The 15,730-nt window shown below is 61.7% G+C and carries 19 protein-coding genes; 12 read left to right on the top strand and 7 right to left on the bottom strand.

What is annotated here, in order from left to right; translation table 11 throughout:
- Window positions 1–176 precede the first annotated feature (176 nt).
- Complete coding sequence (locus AAF555_06580; protein ID MEM6911234.1) at window positions 177–1,673, bottom strand: deoxyribodipyrimidine photo-lyase/cryptochrome family protein; 1,497 nt, start codon at window positions 1,671–1,673, stop codon at window positions 177–179.
- Window positions 1,674–1,763: 90 nt separating this feature from the next.
- On the opposite strand from AAF555_06580, the gene AAF555_06575 reads away from it, so the two are divergent.
- The gene (locus AAF555_06575) at window positions 1,764–2,228 is read left to right on the top strand and encodes a hypothetical protein (GenBank protein ID MEM6911233.1); all 465 of its coding nucleotides are present in this window, start codon (window positions 1,764–1,766) and stop codon (window positions 2,226–2,228) included.
- Between the two features lie 37 nt (window positions 2,229–2,265).
- On the top strand, window positions 2,266–2,451 hold the full coding sequence (locus tag AAF555_06570; GenBank protein MEM6911232.1) for a hypothetical protein: 186 nt from the start codon (window positions 2,266–2,268) through the stop codon (window positions 2,449–2,451).
- A gap of 32 nt (window positions 2,452–2,483) precedes the next feature.
- Here AAF555_06570 and AAF555_06565 read toward each other — a convergent pair whose 3' ends face one another.
- The 3 genes from AAF555_06565 to AAF555_06555 are packed head-to-tail and all read right to left on the bottom strand — an operon-like array spanning window position 2,484 to window position 4,326.
- Window positions 2,484–3,140, bottom strand: coding sequence for a DNA-3-methyladenine glycosylase I (locus tag AAF555_06565; protein ID MEM6911231.1), 657 nt, complete (start codon window positions 3,138–3,140; stop codon window positions 2,484–2,486).
- Window positions 3,137–3,409, bottom strand: a complete 273-nt coding sequence (locus AAF555_06560) for a hypothetical protein (protein MEM6911230.1) — start codon at window positions 3,407–3,409, stop codon at window positions 3,137–3,139. Before AAF555_06560 ends, AAF555_06565 begins: the two co-directional genes overlap by 4 nt.
- Before the next feature lie 53 nt (window positions 3,410–3,462).
- A complete protein-coding gene (locus AAF555_06555) occupies window positions 3,463–4,326 on the bottom strand; it encodes a hypothetical protein (protein MEM6911229.1) in 864 nt (287 codons plus the stop codon).
- Window positions 4,327–4,461: 135 nt separating this feature from the next.
- Between AAF555_06555 and AAF555_06550 the strand changes: the two genes are divergently transcribed.
- The 5 genes from AAF555_06550 to AAF555_06530 are packed head-to-tail and all read left to right on the top strand — an operon-like array spanning window position 4,462 to window position 8,408.
- A complete protein-coding gene (locus tag AAF555_06550) occupies window positions 4,462–5,421 on the top strand; it encodes a CPBP family intramembrane glutamic endopeptidase (GenBank protein ID MEM6911228.1) in 960 nt (319 codons plus the stop codon).
- The gene (locus AAF555_06545) at window positions 5,418–6,152 is read left to right on the top strand and encodes a ComF family protein (GenBank protein ID MEM6911227.1); all 735 of its coding nucleotides are present in this window, start codon (window positions 5,418–5,420) and stop codon (window positions 6,150–6,152) included. Before AAF555_06550 ends, AAF555_06545 begins: the two co-directional genes overlap by 4 nt.
- 26 nt (window positions 6,153–6,178) lie before the next feature.
- A complete protein-coding gene (accD, locus tag AAF555_06540) occupies window positions 6,179–7,030 on the top strand; it encodes an acetyl-CoA carboxylase, carboxyltransferase subunit beta (protein ID MEM6911226.1) in 852 nt (283 codons plus the stop codon).
- Window positions 7,030–7,215 (top strand): hypothetical protein, encoded by a 186-nt coding sequence (locus AAF555_06535; protein MEM6911225.1) that lies wholly within the window; start codon window positions 7,030–7,032, stop codon window positions 7,213–7,215. The genes accD and AAF555_06535 overlap by 1 nt, the downstream gene beginning before the upstream one ends.
- Window positions 7,212–8,408 (top strand): folylpolyglutamate synthase/dihydrofolate synthase family protein, encoded by a 1,197-nt coding sequence (locus tag AAF555_06530; protein ID MEM6911224.1) that lies wholly within the window; start codon window positions 7,212–7,214, stop codon window positions 8,406–8,408. The genes AAF555_06535 and AAF555_06530 overlap by 4 nt, the downstream gene beginning before the upstream one ends.
- Before the next feature lie 271 nt (window positions 8,409–8,679).
- On the opposite strand, the gene AAF555_06525 is transcribed toward AAF555_06530, so the two are convergent.
- Window positions 8,680–8,937: a lipid-A-disaccharide synthase N-terminal domain-containing protein gene (locus AAF555_06525; protein ID MEM6911223.1), complete on the bottom strand. Its 258-nt coding sequence runs from the start codon at window positions 8,935–8,937 to the stop codon at window positions 8,680–8,682.
- A 283-nt stretch (window positions 8,938–9,220) separates the two neighbouring features.
- Here AAF555_06525 and AAF555_06520 point away from each other — a divergent pair, with 283 nt between their 5' ends.
- The 5 genes from AAF555_06520 to AAF555_06500 all read left to right on the top strand — a co-directional run bounded on the left by AAF555_06520 (window position 9,221) and on the right by AAF555_06500 (window position 13,933).
- A complete protein-coding gene (locus AAF555_06520; GenBank protein MEM6911222.1) occupies window positions 9,221–10,531 on the top strand; it encodes a cysteine desulfurase family protein in 1,311 nt (436 codons plus the stop codon).
- Window positions 10,532–10,786: 255 nt separating this feature from the next.
- Complete coding sequence (alr, locus tag AAF555_06515) at window positions 10,787–11,935, top strand: alanine racemase (GenBank protein MEM6911221.1); 1,149 nt, start codon at window positions 10,787–10,789, stop codon at window positions 11,933–11,935.
- Window positions 11,936–11,939: 4 nt separating this feature from the next.
- The gene (locus AAF555_06510; protein ID MEM6911220.1) at window positions 11,940–12,305 is read left to right on the top strand and encodes a hypothetical protein; all 366 of its coding nucleotides are present in this window, start codon (window positions 11,940–11,942) and stop codon (window positions 12,303–12,305) included.
- Between the two features lie 78 nt (window positions 12,306–12,383).
- Complete coding sequence (locus AAF555_06505; GenBank protein ID MEM6911219.1) at window positions 12,384–13,346, top strand: ParA family protein; 963 nt, start codon at window positions 12,384–12,386, stop codon at window positions 13,344–13,346.
- Window positions 13,346–13,933: a hypothetical protein gene (locus AAF555_06500; GenBank protein MEM6911218.1), complete on the top strand. Its 588-nt coding sequence runs from the start codon at window positions 13,346–13,348 to the stop codon at window positions 13,931–13,933. Before AAF555_06505 ends, AAF555_06500 begins: the two co-directional genes overlap by 1 nt.
- Before the next feature lie 95 nt (window positions 13,934–14,028).
- Here the strand turns inward: AAF555_06500 and AAF555_06495 are convergent, their stop codons facing one another.
- Window positions 14,029–14,775, bottom strand: a complete 747-nt coding sequence (locus AAF555_06495) for a hypothetical protein (GenBank protein ID MEM6911217.1) — start codon at window positions 14,773–14,775, stop codon at window positions 14,029–14,031.
- Window positions 14,772–15,449: a hypothetical protein gene (locus AAF555_06490; protein MEM6911216.1), complete on the bottom strand. Its 678-nt coding sequence runs from the start codon at window positions 15,447–15,449 to the stop codon at window positions 14,772–14,774. Before AAF555_06490 ends, AAF555_06495 begins: the two co-directional genes overlap by 4 nt.
- Window positions 15,450–15,730 lie beyond the last annotated feature (281 nt).

Genomic DNA, 15,730 nt, shown 5'->3' with positions numbered 1-15,730 from the left:
TGGCCGAGTGGATTTCGGGCCAGACCAAGGCGCGACGAGGGCGCGGTGCAGGCACCGTAACCGAGGAGCAACGCAGGGCTGGCTCGAAAGACACCGGCTCTCCCTTCCCCGCGCTTCAGCGCCTCTTCCCCACAACACCTCCCCTCCATTCTTCCAGTGTATTCTGGAGGTTGGTATCACCTCCACTTTGAGGTCGTCCGCTTCCGGCTCCCGTGTTTGGCCTGGACGGCATCGGCTTCTTGGCGGCTTTCTCGGCGGCTCCGCACGGAGCGCATTTTTTGCTGCGCTTCTCGGTAAGCGGTTTGGTGGTCCACGATGGGGGCGGGGTAGTCCCGGCCGATGACGCAGCCCGCCATTTGCTGCTCCAATTCCGGCATGGTGTGGGGCTCGGCTAGGTAGCGGTCGGGCACTTGGGCCAGTTCGGGGACCCAGCGGCGGACGAAGACGCCTTCGGGGTCTTGGTCGAGGAGTTGCTTGGTCGGGGAGTAGACGCGCAGGGTGTTGATGCCGGTGGTGCCGCTCTGCATCTGAGATTGGCTCCAGTGGATGCCGGGCTCGAAGTCCACGAAGAGCTTGGCCAGGTGGAGGCCGGTTCGCCGCCAGTGGAGCCAGAGGTGGTAGCTGGCGAAGCTCATGAGCATGGCCCGCATGCGAAAGTTCAGCCAGCCGGTGGCGGTCAGGGCGCGCATGCAGGCATCGACCAAGGGGTAGCCCGTGCGGCCCTCGACCCACGCTTGGAAGCGCTCCTCGCTCCAATGTGGCTCCCGCAAGCCATCGTAGGCGCGCGAGAAATTGCGGAATTCGATCTCGGGTTCATCCTCGAGCTTTTGCATGAAGTGGCAGTGCCAACGAAGGCGGGCCAAGAAGGACTTGAGGGCGGAGAACCAACCCGGCGCCATGGCTTCGCCTTCGGCCTTCCTGCGGTAAAGCTCGGCGCGATGCAAGGTGACCGTCTGGTAGGCTTCCCGGATGCTTACACTGCCGAAGGCAAAGTGGGGCGAGAGGCGGGAGCAGGCTTCGTAGGCGGTCACCGGGCTGGACATTTCTCGGGAGTAGTGTTGCCCGCGCTCCAGAAGGAAACTGTCCAAGAGGGCCAAGGCCTGGGGGCGGCCGCCTGGCTGTCGATCCTGCAAGGGGTCGGGGGCCAGGCCCAAGTCTTGGCCGGAGAGCTGCTCCCCCGGCTCCCAGCTGCTCGGCTTGGCTGCAAGCGCTTGGGGAGTGGGTGGAGGCAGAACCGGCTCGTTCATGCGGCGGGCCCAGCGCTTGGCCCAGCCATCTCGATTTTCCAGGCGACGGATGACTCCGGTCTGGGGGCTTTCCTGCCAAGGCACGTGGTTTTCTCGACACCATTGGGCCACGCGTTGGTCCCGGCGGTAGGTGAGGGCGTTGCCTGTTTCTTGGTGGCTCCAGAGACGGGTGGGGGCGAGACGGGTCAGGACTTGGGTGACTTCTCCCCGCCTCAGGAGCAGGGGCACCTGCAAGCTGGCCAGCTCCTCTCGCAGGTCCTGCAAACAGTCGTTCAGGAAGTGGAGGTGACGCCCCGCAAAGTCGTCCGCAAAGAGGAGCTCGTCTTCATAGACGAAGAGCGCAGCGGTCGGTCCCTGGCCGAGCGCGCGCGTGAGGGGTGCGTGGTCGGTGACCCGCAGATCCCGTTTGAACCAGACGATCTCCATGTGAGAAGCGGTTACGTTTCCAACCACTAGGGCTGGGAAATTCTCCTGGCCTCCACTTGCCCGAGTCGATCTGCGGCCGTAGAAGTGGGGATGGAAGATCTGTTCGATCAATCCGCTTCCAAGCCGCCCTCTGATTCGGACGATTTCAGCGCGGTGGAGTGGAATTGGGCGGGTCGAGTCATTCGGGAGGTTTCCGAACAAGTCTCTCAGGAGGAAAAGAGCGAGAAGGCCTTTCTTGTTTCATGGGTGCGTTGGACCGATATGGTCAGCTTTTTGAGCTACACCGATCTGTGTCTTCACCGGCTAGCGCAGGTCACCCCATCCCAGTTGGCCTGGCACCAGACCATCGTCTCGGGACTGATCGCCCTGGGCAGTGTTTTTCGTGAAAAATCTGCCTTTGTCGCAGAGGCCAACCTGAACCTAGTCGACTACAGCTCCGGCAAGCTGGAAGCCCAAATCAGCATGCTGAAAGAGTCTTGGGATTTGTGGCATGGCGAAAAGACTCCTGCTTTGGCTGACCTCTCGAACGCTCTCGAGCATGCTATCGAAGGGTGATCTCGAGGAGGTTTTTCAGGCGTGGTATGACCACAAAATGGATCCTGAGAGCGAGGAGCGGCTGAGGGTTCACCGAGCGACCCTGGACAAGCTCGCGGTCCGGCTTTCCGGCATCGATCCCAAGTTTCAGAGGCTTCGCAGGGCGGATTTGAAGTCACTTTTGAGCCAACGCTTTGGGGTTTGGATGAAAGAAAACAGTCTCCCGAAGCCACGCCGTCGATAGACTGCTCGCTAGGGGGATGGGTCACAATCGCTTCAAGAGCCGGTAGCTCTCTGGGACGGCGGGAGAAAGCGCGCCCGCTCTTCTTTCACTTCGCGGCGCACAAAGCAGCCTTCCAAGTGATCGTTCACCAGGCCCATGGCTTGCATGAAGGCGTAGGCGGTTACGGGGCCGACGAAGGTCCATCCTCGGGCTTTGAGTTCGCGGCTGAGGGCCATCGATTCCGTGGTCTGGTCGATGGCTTGCCGATCGGCCCAGGTGGCGCGCCGGGGGCGGGCTGGGGGTCCCGGCTCCCATTGCCAAAACCAGGCGGCCAGGCTGCCTTCTTTCTCAACCATGGCGAGGGCGGCCCGGGCGTTTTGGATGGTGGCTTCGATTTTTCGTCGATGCCGGACGATGCCAGGATTCGCCAGGAGGCGGGTGATCTCGGCGGGGCCGAAACGGGCCACTTGGTGAAAGTCAAAGCCGCAGAAGGCCCGGCGGAAGTGTTCCCGCTTTCGCAAGATGGTCAGCCAACTGAGGCCGGCTTGGAAGCCTTCCAGGCAGATCTTTTCGAAGAGCCGGAAGTCGTCCGCCACGGGGCGCCCCCATTCGTAGTCGTGGTAGGCCAGGTAGTCCGGCTGGTTCCCCTGCCATGGGCAGCGCGGGCGACCGTCCGGGCCCCGAAGGAGTCCTTTGTCCAAGGGGCTCATGGGTCTTTCACGAGCCGCTCCCCGCCGAGGCGTTCCACGAGGGCGTCCAGGGAGTCGACGTATTTCCAGGCCCCGCGTTTTCGCTGGTATTTGTTCCAGACGACTTCCCGGGCCGCCTCGGCCTCGGCCCGGCTGAGGGGCTGGTGGTCTTGCCATTCTTCTTCCCGTTTTAGACGGGAGCGAAGTCGCCACTGGGAGCGGTCAAAGGTCAGACGGTAGAGGCGCGTGGCCCCGTCCTCCTGGGTGGCTCGCCATTCGTGCCTGATCATGACCTCGCGGTCTCAGCCTAGGCCGGTTCGCGGCGAAGGAAAAGGAAAACTCACTACCGGCGGCGGCGCAGGAGGGGCAGCAGACCGCTCAGGAGCAAGAGGCTGGTGGAGGGTTCGGGGATGACGGTGAGCGAGTAGCCATCGAGCGCGAGGGTGGCTTGAATTTGATCGAGGTAGCTGCCGACCGAACTGTCGTAGCTGGTGGTAAGATTGCCCGATTCGAGGATGGCGGTGTGGGTCCCGGCCAGAGCGAGCTGCCCCTCCTGGATGACGAAGGTGGGGCTCCCGGAGTCGCCGCTTTCGAGCCGGGCGTCATCGCCAGCGCCACCCAGGGAATTATAGGAGGTGGTGAAGGTGCGGGTTTCCTGGATGCCGGCGCCGCTCGTGAGGGGATCGGCCCCGAAGTCTTGGAAAGCGGTGATGGTGCTGGTGCCGACGCGAGCGGTTTTGCCGTAGAGGTAGGCGGTTTCGCCCACCAGTTGCAGCTCCGTGAGGTTGGTCACGGCAAAGGGGGTAGCGCCTTCGACTGGTTGCAGCAGGTGGCCGATGTAGAGATCGGTGTTCTCGCCCTCCCCGTTTTTGATGTGGGTGATGGCATTGACCGTTTCGCTGGTGAGGAGGCCCTCGGGCGTGAGAAAGTGGACGGTGGCCCCGATGCCGATGCGGAAGTGGTTCGCGCCCACGAAGTGCTGGGGGGAGAGGAGGGCGACGCTTTGGCTGGGGTTGGCCGCGTTCCAGCCCACCCCACTCAAGTCATGACCCGCCAGCAGGAAGGCCTCCGAGCCGTTGGCGAGCGGGGCATCCGGATACCCCGAGGCGAAGCGGGCGTGCCTCTCCATGTCGTAGCTGCGAACCAGGAGGGCGGAAGCGGTCGAGGCCAGGCAAAAAAGGCCGAGAAGGGCACGGATAAACAACATGGAGATTATCATTGTAATAAAAATTATAAAAAGAAGCAATCCAGAAGGGATTCCGGCCTGAGCAGAGGAAGGGTGAGCGAGGGGTGGCTTTCGGATTTGACCCGGGAGGGCCGAGCGCGAGACTCGCAGGGCCCTATGCTTCGACACGACGCCACCAAGATCGCTCTCTACTTCCTTTCAGTCGCGGTGCTGGGCGCTCTTTTGACGCCGGTGCTCTTTCAGTTTGGCAAGGGGCTGGCGGAGTGGCCGGCTTTTGCGCGGGCGGAGGAGGGGCTCTTCGCTTACCTCCACCGGGTTTTGAGCACGAGTGGCTTTCCACGTTATTTCAATCGAGCGGTTCTGCTGGCGGCGGTCCTACTTTTTTTCCCCTTCGCCCGCTGGATTGGCCTGCGGGGGCTGTCTCTTGGTTTCCGGAAGAATCCTTTTGGCTGGGGGCACCTCTTGCTGGGGTTCGGGCTGGCCGCGGGGATTCTTTTGGCCGGGGGGTGGGGGTTCTTGCGATGGGGGGCCTACGAGATGCGCCCAGAGCCGGAGTGGTGGAACGAGGGTCAGGAGGCGCTCACGGCGGCCATCGGCGTTTCGCTTTTGGAGGAGTTTTTCTTTCGGGGCTTGTTGGTGGCCTTGGTGCTGCGGAGTTTCTCCATGAGGGGGACCTGGGTTTTTGTGACGGTGCTGTTCGCGGTCGTCCATTTTCTCCAGCCGCAGGAGGGTTTTGCGCTGCGGGATGAGGAGGTCGGTTGGGACGCGGGCTTTCGGCTCTTGGCCTCGATTTTGGAGAATTTCGTGGAGGTCAATTTTCTTTTGGCGGAGTTGCTAACGCTCTTGGCGGTGGGGGCGGTTTTGGGCGCGGTGCGCTGGCGGGAGGGGTCGATTTGGGGTGCGATCGGCCTGCACGCCGGCTGGGTCTTCGGGCTGAAGCTTTACAGTGGGGTCTCCCGCGGCGGCCAAGGCTTGGCGGAGGGTGAGTTCATGCCGTGGCTGGGGGAGAATCTCCGCGTGGGTCTTTTCCCGTGTTTCTTGGTCGTGTTGACGGGCGGGCTGTTTCTTTGGCTGACTCGTCCGAAGGCGGGCCGCAAGCTGGGCCAGTCGGCATGAGCGGAAGCTGGGTCCGGGCGCGGCGCTGGGCCGAGGACAAGGTCTTCCCGCCGGTTTGTGTCTTGTGCCGGGTGGGGGGTCTGGCAGGATCGCTCTGCGAAGATTGCCTGGCCACGCTGCCCCGGGTCCGCGAGCCTTTTTGCCGTGTTTGTGGGGAGCATTTTGAGGGAGCGTTTTCCGGTGCCTTTTCCTGCTCCAATTGTCGGGAGCGCCAGTTTTCCTTTGCCTTCGCGAGGGCGCCTTTTTTGGCGGAGGGGAGGGTGCGGACTTGGATTCACGAGTTCAAGTTTGATCGGCGCTTTCATCGCCGAGGGCTCTTGGCGGATTTGCTGGTCCGGGTCTGGGAGCGACCGGAGATCGCGGCTTTGCGAGCGGACGCGCCCTTGGTGGTCCCGGTGCCGCTGCATTGGAGGCGGCGGTGGCGGCGCGGTTTCGACCAAGCGGCGGAGCTGGCCTACGGTTTTGCTCGCCGCTCCGGGCTGCGCTGGGCCAAGGCGCTTCGTCGTGTCCGGGCGACCGAGACCCAGTCCGCCCTACCTCGGGAGGTCCGTCTGCAAAACATGCGTAAAGCCTTCGCCCTGCGGCCTAGCCAGCGGGAGAAGCTGCGGGGGGCGACGGTTCTGCTGGTGGATGATGTGTTCACGACCGGGGCCACGGTCCAAGCCTGCGCCGAGGTGCTCCTGGCTGCTGGGGTGCGGAAGTGCGTTGTCATAACGCTCGCAAGGGGCTAGAGTGAAGATACCAATCGACAAACGACATGGGAATTTTTTCAAAGCCGCCCTTGAGCGGCCTCGGACGGAAGAAGGAGGACATGCCGGAAGGCCTGTGGCACAAATGCACTGGCTGCACCGAGTCCGTCCATGAGCTGGAGCTCAAGAAGAATCTGCGCGTCTGCCCCAACTGCGGCCACCACCTCCTCATGAGTGCCCAGGAACGAATCGAGTCGCTGGCGGATGAGGGGACCTTTGAGGAGTTCGACGCGGGGCTCTTTTCCAAGAACCCACTTCATTTCGCGAAGTATGACGAGAAGATCAAGCGGCTGCGAGCGGCGACCGAGATGAACGATGCGGTCGTGACCGGACGACTCCAGATCGACGGCCAAGCGGTGGTGGTCGCGGTCATGGATTTCCAATTCTTCGCTGGCAGCATGGGTTCGGTGGTGGGAGAAAAAATCGCCCGGGCGGTCGAGACGGCGACCGCCGAAGGGCTGCCCGTCCTCATTTTTTCCGCTTCTTCGGGGGCGCGGATGCAGGAGGGCATGCTCAGCCTGATGCAGATGGCCAAGACGAGCGGGGCCTTGGCTCGTCATCACGAAGCTGGCCTCGCCTACATTAGTATTCTGACGCATCCTACGACGGGCGGGGTCACGGCCAGCTTTGCCACTTTGGGGGACATCATCCTGGCCGAGCCCAAGTGCATGATCGGCTTCGCGGGCCCCCGCGTGGTCAAGGAAACCACCCACCAGAATCTCCCGCCCGGTTTCCAAACGGCTGAGTTCATGATGGAGCATGGATTGGTGGATCGGATTGTCAGCCGCGAGGACATGCGGGGAGAGCTGTCCCAAATCATCGGCTACCTCGCCAAAACGCCCGAGCCGGCGGTCGTGTGATGGAGGTGGCCTCCCTGAACTTCGGCCCCCTTCTCTACCCTCTGTTGGCGGTTTTGCTGAAGTTGCTGGCGGGGGCGTTTTTCGTGGAAACGGAGCCGGCCCGCCATCGGTTTCAGCCGGAGTGGCCTTCTGCGGAGAAGGTGGTGGCGGTCCGGAGTGAGGATCGGCAGGAGTGGGCGGCATGACCTACCAGGAGTCGCTCGATTGGCTCTACCGCACGCAGCTTTTCGGAATCAAGCTCGGGCTGGAAAATGTCGAGCGCTTGTGCGGGGAGTGCGGCATCGCGGTCGATTCTCCCGGTATCCTCCACGTGGCGGGCACCAATGGGAAGGGCTCGGTCTGCGCTTTCGCTGAGCGCCTCTTGCGGGAGAGCGGTCGGCGAGTGGGGCTGTTTACTTCTCCCCATTTGGTGGATTTTCGAGAGCGCATCCGCATCGGTCAGGAGATGATTTCGGAGGAGGCGGTGGCGGAGGGTCTGGGCTTTTTCCGCGAGCAAGTCGCCGAGTGGGAGCCGCATCCGACTTTCTTCGAGCTGACCTTTGCGCTGGCGATGAAGTATTTTCAGGAGGAGGCGGTCGAGGCGGTGGTCTTGGAAACCGGGATGGGGGGGAGATTGGATGCGACCAACTTGGTGCAACCGCGAGTGGTGGCGCTCACGCCAGTCGGGCTGGATCACCAGAAGTGGTTGGGCGAAAGCTTGCGCGAGATCGCCCAAGAAAAAGCCGGCATTCTCAAGGTCGGGGTGCCCGCGGTCTCGGCGGGGCAGGTGGCGGAAGTGGCGGAGGTCCTTTGGGAGCAGGATCCGGCGATCGAGTTTGTGAAGGAGCCGATTCCCGGGGAGTGGGACTGTGGCCTTCCCGGCCAACATCAGCGAGCGAATGCGGCCTTGGCCTGGGCAGCTCTCAAGAGGGGTGGCTGGGAGGTGGGCCCGGAAACGGCGCGCCGAGCGATCGCTGCCACCCGCTGGCCCGGGCGCTTCGAGGAGGTCCGCCCGCGGCTGGTCTTGGACGGGGCTCACAATGAGTCGGCCATGGAGGCTTTGGTGGCGACGTGGCGGGCCCGCTTTGGGGCGGAGAAGGCGAGCGTGGTCTTCGGCGCGCTGGCCGACAAGCAGCCGGAGCGGCTGCTGAAGCGGCTGGGCCCGATTGCGCGGGAGTTTGTCTTCGTGCCGGTGAATTCGCCTCGAGCCCTCCCCGTGCGGGACCTGGGCAAGGCGGCGGCCGGGAAGGTGCCTTGGCAAACCGAGGTCTCTCTGGAGGCCGCTCTTTCCACGGCGCTGGCCAGCAATCGGGCCACTTTGGTGACGGGCTCGCTCTTTTTGGTCGGCGAGGCGAGTGGCCTGCTCCGAAGCGAGGCTTTCCGGCCCTCAGCGCAGTGATACCAACCTCCAGAATTCACTGGAAGAATGGAGGGGAGGAGGTGTGGGGAAGAGGCGCTGAAGCGCGGGGAAGGAAGAGCCGGTGTCTTTCGAGCCAGCCCAGCGTTGCTCCTCGGTTACGGTGCCCGCACCGCGCCCTCGTCGCGCCTTGGTCTGGCCCGAAATCCACTCGGCCATTCTACCAGCCAATTCTGCAGCTTGGTATGAGGAGGGGCGGGCGGACGTGAAAGAGATGCGTCCGTTCTCCCAGTGAATCGGACCGCTTTTCCCCTCAGGGTTTTTTGTAAATGAACCAGAGATTGCGCAGGTAGATGAACCAGCCGGTGGATTGGCCGAGGATGCCGACGATGTCCACTCGCCAGGTGAAGTAGATGATGAGGAGCGAGGAACCGCCCAGGCTCATCCACCAGAAGGCTGTCGGCACCACGGAACGTTTTTGCTTCTCGCTTGCGAGCCATTGCACGATCATGCGGCCGGTGAAGAGAAATTGTCCCAGAAGTCCGAGGCCAACCCAAAAGAGGCCGGTCAGGGCCGTGATGTCGAGCGCGCGAAAGACCCAGCCGCCGCGGAGGCGTTCCTCTTGGCTTTGCTGGACTTGTTCGGCGAAGACTTCGGGGTGGAGGAGCACGGATGGCCCCTCCGAACTTTCGAAGGAGAAGAATCGTTGGCCGCTTTCGTCTTGGACCACTTCGAGGGTTGAGATCCGGTCGCTCAGCCGGAAGAGTCTTGGCTCTCCTCCGTCGCTCGCTTGCAATCGCTGGTAGAAGCCGTGCGACCACCAGAGGGAGAGGCAAAGAAGCAGGAAGGACGCGATGGCGAGCAGCAGTCGGGTCTGCGGACGGGTCATGGAGGAGTATGAAGGGGGAATGGAGAATCCGGAAGGGGGAATGTGGAATTCGGAATTTGGGAGGGGGGCTTTGGGCGGGGGGGTCTTTTCTTTTTGGGTGGAGGGCTTTTTGGTTGTTCTTTTGCGGATGATTTATCTCGATCACAACGCCACGACCCCGCTCGCGCCGGCGGCCTTGGAGGCGATGTTGCCCTTTTTGAGAGAAGAGTTTGGCAATCCCTCTTCTTCTTACCGCTTGGCTCGGCGAGCGCGGGCCGCCCTAGAGAAGGCACGAGAGCAGGTGGCCGCTCTTTTGCAGACGCAGCCAAGGGAAGTGGTCTTTACCGGCGGGGCCACCGAAGCGACCCAGGCGGCCCTGGAGTCTTGTCTTCGCTTGCAGCCAAAACGAGAGGCCCTGGTGGTTTCCGCCATGGAGCACAGCGCCACGCTCCGCTTTGCTGAGGCGCTCGAGGAGGAGGGACGGGCGCGCGTGGTGCGGGTGCCAGTCGATGGCGAGGGACGGCTTTTGCTGGATGAGCTGGAACGGATTTTGAGTCGAGAGGCCGCCGCGGTGGTCTCCGTGATGGCGGCCAACAATGAGACGGGCGTGCTCCAGCCGATTCCAGAAATCGCCGAGCGTTGCGCGCGAGCTGGCGTGCCCTTTCACTGCGATGCCGCCCAGGCGGTCGGGAAAATTCCGGTGGATTTGGCAGGGTGGGGGGTGGATTTCGCGACCTTGGCGGCCCACAAGTTTTCTGGTCCCAAGGGCGTGGGCGCGCTCTACGTGAGAGAGCTTTTGCGCTTTGTGCCCCGGCAGCCAGGCGGGGGACAGGAGGAGGGCCGCCGGTCGGGCACCGAGAATGTGGCCGGGGTGGTCGGGATGGGCGCGGCGGCCGAGCTGGCCGGGGAGCGGTTGGCGGCGGGGGAGTTGGATCGGGTCGGCGAGTTGCGGGATGAGTTCGAGTCAGGGCTGGCAGAGGCCTTTCCGGAGTGCCTCTTTCATGGTCGCCAAGCGGAGCGCGTGCCGACGGTGACCAGCTTTTCTCTCGCGCGCGTGCCGAGCGCGGAGTTGCTCCTTCTTTTGGATGAACGCGGTGTCTGTGCCTCAGCCGGCTCGGCCTGCTCCAGCGGCCGTCCTGATCCCTCGCATGTCCTGCTGGCCATGGGCCGGAGTCGGGAGGAGGCACAAAACAGCCTCCGGCTGAGCCTGGGCGCGGAAACCACGCGGAAGGAGGTGGGGGAGGCCTTGCGCATTCTTTTGGACTCCGTCGGCAAGATTCGTTCGGCGCGGGGATAGAATACCAAGCTCCAGAATTCACTGTTAGAATGGAGGGGAGGTGTTGTGGGGAAGAGGCGCTGAAGCGCGGGGAAGGGAGAGCCGGAGTCTTTCGAGCCAGGCCTGCGTTGCTCCTCGGTTACGGTGCCTGCACCACGCCCTCGTCGCGCCTTGGTCTGGCCCGAAATCCACTCGGCCATTCTACCAGCCAATTCTGCAGCTTGGTAGAAGCCGAATATTGACCGGAAGTGGCTCCGGTCCTTTGTTGGCTTTCGCATGGAGAGATTGGATAGCGCGGCCTGGGACCGGAGTTGGGTGGAGATCGATCTGGATGCCCTGCGTCACAATGCGCGGGTGGCGCGGGACCAAGCGGGGGGGAACTGCCGCTTGATGGCGGTCGTGAAGGCGGATGCCTATGGGCACGGAATGGTCCCAGTGGCCCGGGCTTTGAGGGGCTTGGTGGAGGGGTTTGGGGTGGCTGGCTTGGCGGAGGGGAGGACGCTGCGGGAGGCCGGCCTCCAGGAGACGGTCTATTTGCTGGGGCCGGTTTTGCCAGCGGAGCGGGAGGAGGTGGTGGGACGCGGTTTTCTCCCCGCTCTTTCTTCCAAGGAGGAGGGCGAGGCCTTCGCGGCCTTGGCCAAAGACGGGCCAGTGGTGGCTCATCTGAAAGTGGACACTGGAATGGGGCGCTGCGGGGTGCTGGAGGAGGCCGCTCACGAGACCTGGGAGGCTCTGGCGCGGCTTCCGGGGCTCAAAATCGCGGGGCTCTACAGCCATTTTCCTTCCGCGGACGAGGACGCGGCCTTCACCCAAAAGCAAACGGAGCGCTTCTCGGCGCTGGCGAGTTGGATGCAGGAGCGCTCGCTTGAGCCCTTGGAAATTCATTTGGCCAATAGCGCTGGGCTGCTGGGGTTTTCCTCGACCACTTGGACGCTGCTGCGCCCAGGTTTGATGTTGTATGGAGTGTCCCCTTTGGCCGAGGAGCAGGCTCGACTCCGCCCTGCCCTCCGGTGGTGGGCGCGCGTGGGTTTGGTCCGAGACGTGCCGGCCGGGCATACCGTGTCTTATGGGCGGACTTTTTGCACCGATCGACCGACGCGCACGGCGGTGGTCACGGTCGGCTATGGCGATGGCTACCCGAGGCGCTTGTCCCACCAAGGGGCCGAGGTCGAGATCGCGGGACAGCGTTGTCCCATTTTGGGTTGTGTGACGATGGACCAACTAGTGGTGGATGTGACCGCGCTCGAGCCCGGCCCGACTTTGGGCCAGGAGGTGGTCTTGCTGGGAGAGGGGCTGACGGCCAGGGAATTGGCTGAGAAATCGGGGACGATTCCGTGGGAGATCTTCACGGGAATCACTCCGCGAGTGCGACGGCTCTACCGTGGCAAATCCGAGTTGCTTCCTGAAGCGCCCCAAGCAGGATAGCCGCATGCTGCAGATCATTTTCAATGAGATCAGCGCGCGGGAGGTTTCTCAGCTAGCGCCGACCGAGCAGCTCGCTTTGTTGGATGAATTTCAGGTCACCCCGGAGGACTTGGATCGACCGGATGGCGAGCGTTTTGGAAAAGTGGCGCGCGATGGAGCGGACCTCTTCCGCTTTCGGGCCAGCGAATACCGCATCTACTTCGCTCTTGAGGAGGAGACCGTCGTGGTCCATCGCGTTCTCAATCGCAATACGCTAGAAGACTTTTTCTACCGCACCAAGCTGCCTTTGGGAGAGGATGAGGCCCTGAGCCGCTCCAAACATTTTTGGAAGCTGATCGAAGAAGGCGAGAATGCGCGCAAGCTTTCCTGAAGAAGCTACAAATCATTTGCCCTGAATAGGTCATGCGCGTAGCGAGCGGCTGAATCCTGCCCGAGAGCTAGGCCATCAATGGAACCCGTCATCATCAGCATGTCCAACTTCAAGGGCGGAGTCGGCAAGACTTCGCTCACGGTGAATGTGGCGGCGAGTATGGCCCACGATCTCGGGAAGCGGGTTCTCGTCATCGATATGGATCCCCAGTGCAATTCCTCCATGTGGATGATGGGCACCAAGCGCTTTGGCGACTTTTTTTATCCCAATGATATCCATGATGCGGGACTCAATGAGACCAACTACGAGCGCAGTTCCTTTGGCCTGATCTCGAGCGATCTCGCGAATCCTCACGAGGCGATCCAGCGGGAAGTGTTCCTGGCCGAGGAAGGGCCCATTCCTGGCCTTCATCTGGTGCCGGGTGTCTTTAGCTTGATGCATTTGGAGGAATCTGGCGACCGTTACACCACGGTCAACTACTACACCAATCTCCTCAAGAACCTCCGGGCCATGACTTCGGCGGGAGAATATGATTTTGTCATTTTTGATTGCCCTCCCAACTTTCATCACCTGACCCGGTCTTCTCTGCTTTGTAGCCATCAAATCTTCATTCCCTGCACCCCGGATCAGCTGAGCATCATGGGATTGAAGCTGCTGGTGCGGAAGCTCCACGAAATCATTTCGGAAACGCAGACCATTCTTTCGTCCGACCTGCGGGGGCGTATGCCGACGATCGAAGGCTTGATTCTCAATCGCGTGGATCGGCGGGCGCAGGTCGAACACGTCATCGGCGATATGGAATTCGCCATCCGGGGGATGACTCGCTGGTTTCCCGAGATCTTTCCCCTCGATCTGCGAAGCAATCGCAGGGCCCCGGTCCTCCCAGTGCGGGTCCGCCAGACCGTCTTCGCCTCCCGTCTGGTGGAGCAGGAAATCGCGGCCGTCCAGCTCAAGGGTGGATTCCATCAAACGCCTTTGAAGAGAGATTACATTGAGCTGGCTCGTTACATCACGCGCCTGGCTCCCAATCGAAGAAAGTGATGAAGACCCTCCTCGAAGGCGTGGAAGAAGCCCGCCGACAACTCCAGGCCCATCCCGAGCTCCAGCGAATGGGCGAGATGCGTAAGGTGGCGACCCGCTTGGAAGGCGCGCTTGAGGCCTTTCTCCAAGAAGCCCAGGTGGCGCTTCTGACTCTCGAGCCGGAATACATTGAGCTGACCCGCTTTCTTCAAGATGGCGCTTGGAAACCAGAGCACGTGAAAGCGGCTTGTGAGGCCCTCTCTCTGGGGGAAGTCCCGTCCGGCCGCGATGCCTGGCATTGGCTGGCGGTGCGGGCCACGGAGAAAGGCTTGGCCCGCCAGCTCCTCTCCACCCTCGGAAAGAGTCCAGAGGAGCAGCTCCAAGTGGAATTCCGAGAGCTGGCCTACCTGGATGAAGACAAGCGCCCCAAGGCCTTTCGCCGTTGGTTGAAGCAGCAAAAGAAGACCCAAGTGAGGGCTGTCCTCGGCTTCAAAATCGTGGAAAAGAAAGGCAAGGATGGCAAGCGCAAGCTGGATGCGGAACAGACTTGGCTGAACGCGCTTGAGGTTTTACAGCCTTACATCGACAAGATGAAAGCGGTTGGCTGATAGCAAATGAACAGATCAAGGAGCCGAACCTTGGTTTGAGGAGAGTTTTGGGAAGGCGCTCCCGTGCAAAGGAGCGAGATCCGCTGCCTTTCGCCTCAGTCGGCTGGCTGAAACCGTTGCAGCCGGTCTCGCGAGTAGAGCGCTTTTTCTCCGGCTTCATTGACCAAATACCCATCGGCGCCCACATGGCCGATCCGGTGGTGCCAATAATCGACGTAGATGACCTCCCGGGTGCCCACCGGATACCAGAGCACACCGGACACGAAAGGGTGCTCGTCTCCCAGAAGCTCCGGCTCATCAGCGGGCCAGCCGTAGGTCATTTCGAAGACATGGCAAAGAAGCTCTTCTTGGCCTACTTGAATGGTCTGGTCGGGGAGACGGACCCCTTCGCCTTCCAGAAAAGCGAAGGGCCTTCCGACGGGGTTGGAAAAGGGCACTCGAAGGTCGGGTTGCTCAAAATTCGTCTCGAAAACGGTCGAGATGACTCCGTCTTCAATACTCTGGAAGTAGAAGCTCTGGTTCCATCCCGAAAAGGCCTCGCCCAAGGCCCCGAAAAAGCCCCATTGGGTTTCGGGCGAAATGTATTTCACCAGCATGTGCTGCCAGACTTTGCCGGCCGCTTCTCGCTCAAACTGGACCTTGTTGATGTAGTTGCAGGTCAGAGGGTCCCCCGACTCGGTCACAAAGAAGGTCACTCGGTATTCCCATAAATCGCCGATTTGCCAGCGTTGTTGGATCGGGTCCCCGGCTTGCTCTGCCCCCTCTGCCCCCTCTGCCCCCTCTGCCAAAAGGGAAAAGGCCGAACCGGCCAGCAGCAGAGAAGAGAGAACGAAAGGATTCATGAACCAATCTTTTTCCCGCCGATGGTGGCTTCCAGGAGTTCGATGGTTTCACCATCGGCCAAGCTCCCGTCTGCGAGTTGGTAGCGATAGACCATCTTGATCTGCCCCACGTTTTTGGCCCAGTATTCGGTGATGATTTCTTTGAGAGCCCCCGGGGGGCCCCATGAGTTCTCGTCATTCGGATCGAGCTCGGTGCTGTGCTCGACGACATAGCAAAGAAAGAGACCCGCCGGAACGGCGATTTCCTCTCGGCCCAGGACCGTGGCGGTGGTCCCCCCATCGTAGAGCGGGAAGGTCTCGCCTTCTTTCTCGGCCAGCACAAAATAGGGCTCAAAACCCACCGTTTCCTCCTCCTGCGACCAATGAGCGGTCCGGCCATCGAGCCGAATGGTGAAGCGGTAGTGGTCTCCGTAGAAGGCGTCTCCGAAGCTGCTATACTCGTCAAAGTAGACTGAGACGACGTGCCCTTCGACTTGGCCCTCGACCGTCCTAACAAACTGGACCTTGTCGAGAAACGTGTCGGCGAAGCGCTCCCCCGTCTCGAAATCATTCCAGGTATCTGAGTAAAGCCACTGGTTCCCAGCTTGCAGCGGGAAGTAGTCGGCAGCCTCTTCCGCCCAAGTCGTCGGCGTGAGCGCGAAAAGGAAGGGAAGGAAACGCGGGGAGAACTTCATGGCTCGGGAGACTGGGAATCGAAGCACAGTCATCGCTCACGGAAAAGAGGCAATCTCAGAATTGGGAAATGCCAGCGCAGAGGGCCTTGGTTCGGGCTCAATTTGGGCTAAGCGCCTGCGGTTGAGCTAATTAACAAGTTGGCACGCTGGCTGCTTTTTTGCCTTGACGGAGAAGTTCCGCGCCCTCTTTTCTCATCCGTGGTAATCGCCACGCCGAGAGAAAAGCAGGCGCGGAGTTTTTATCCGCACTTCTCGCAGGATTTCACAACCGGTCCTGCAGG

The organism is Verrucomicrobiota bacterium (assembly GCA_039027815.1).
In the GTDB taxonomy this organism is placed as follows: Bacteria; Verrucomicrobiota; Verrucomicrobiia; order Verrucomicrobiales; family JBCCJK01; genus JBCCJK01.
The sequence above is the reverse complement of the archived record's forward strand: the minus strand, read 5'-3'. Positions and strand labels throughout refer to the sequence as shown.

Bases quoted from the DNA above. Each gene is read 5' to 3' on its own strand.
- AAF555_06495 (MEM6911217.1), bottom strand. From the start codon at position 14,775: ATGAATCCTTTCGTTCTCTCTTCTCTGCTGCTGGCCGGTTCGGCCTTT.
- AAF555_06560 (MEM6911230.1), bottom strand. From the start codon at position 3,409: ATGATCAGGCACGAATGGCGAGCCACCCAGGAGGACGGGGCCACGCGC.
- alr (MEM6911221.1), top strand. From the start codon at position 10,787: ATGGAGAGATTGGATAGCGCGGCCTGGGACCGGAGTTGGGTGGAGATC.
- accD (MEM6911226.1), top strand. From the start codon at position 6,179: ATGGGAATTTTTTCAAAGCCGCCCTTGAGCGGCCTCGGACGGAAGAAG.
- AAF555_06520 (MEM6911222.1), top strand. From the start codon at position 9,221: ATGGCGAGCAGCAGTCGGGTCTGCGGACGGGTCATGGAGGAGTATGAA.
- AAF555_06490 (MEM6911216.1), bottom strand. From the start codon at position 15,449: ATGAAGTTCTCCCCGCGTTTCCTTCCCTTCCTTTTCGCGCTCACGCCG.
- AAF555_06510 (MEM6911220.1), top strand. From the start codon at position 11,940: ATGCTGCAGATCATTTTCAATGAGATCAGCGCGCGGGAGGTTTCTCAG.
- AAF555_06575 (MEM6911233.1), top strand. From the start codon at position 1,764: ATGGAAGATCTGTTCGATCAATCCGCTTCCAAGCCGCCCTCTGATTCG.
- AAF555_06580 (MEM6911234.1), bottom strand. From the start codon at position 1,673: ATGGAGATCGTCTGGTTCAAACGGGATCTGCGGGTCACCGACCACGCA.
- AAF555_06535 (MEM6911225.1), top strand. From the start codon at position 7,030: ATGGAGGTGGCCTCCCTGAACTTCGGCCCCCTTCTCTACCCTCTGTTG.
- AAF555_06555 (MEM6911229.1), bottom strand. From the start codon at position 4,326: ATGTTGTTTATCCGTGCCCTTCTCGGCCTTTTTTGCCTGGCCTCGACC.
- AAF555_06545 (MEM6911227.1), top strand. From the start codon at position 5,418: ATGAGCGGAAGCTGGGTCCGGGCGCGGCGCTGGGCCGAGGACAAGGTC.
- AAF555_06550 (MEM6911228.1), top strand. From the start codon at position 4,462: ATGCTTCGACACGACGCCACCAAGATCGCTCTCTACTTCCTTTCAGTC.
- AAF555_06565 (MEM6911231.1), bottom strand. From the start codon at position 3,140: ATGAGCCCCTTGGACAAAGGACTCCTTCGGGGCCCGGACGGTCGCCCG.
- AAF555_06500 (MEM6911218.1), top strand. From the start codon at position 13,346: ATGAAGACCCTCCTCGAAGGCGTGGAAGAAGCCCGCCGACAACTCCAG.
- AAF555_06505 (MEM6911219.1), top strand. From the start codon at position 12,384: ATGGAACCCGTCATCATCAGCATGTCCAACTTCAAGGGCGGAGTCGGC.
- AAF555_06570 (MEM6911232.1), top strand. From the start codon at position 2,266: ATGGATCCTGAGAGCGAGGAGCGGCTGAGGGTTCACCGAGCGACCCTG.
- AAF555_06530 (MEM6911224.1), top strand. From the start codon at position 7,212: ATGACCTACCAGGAGTCGCTCGATTGGCTCTACCGCACGCAGCTTTTC.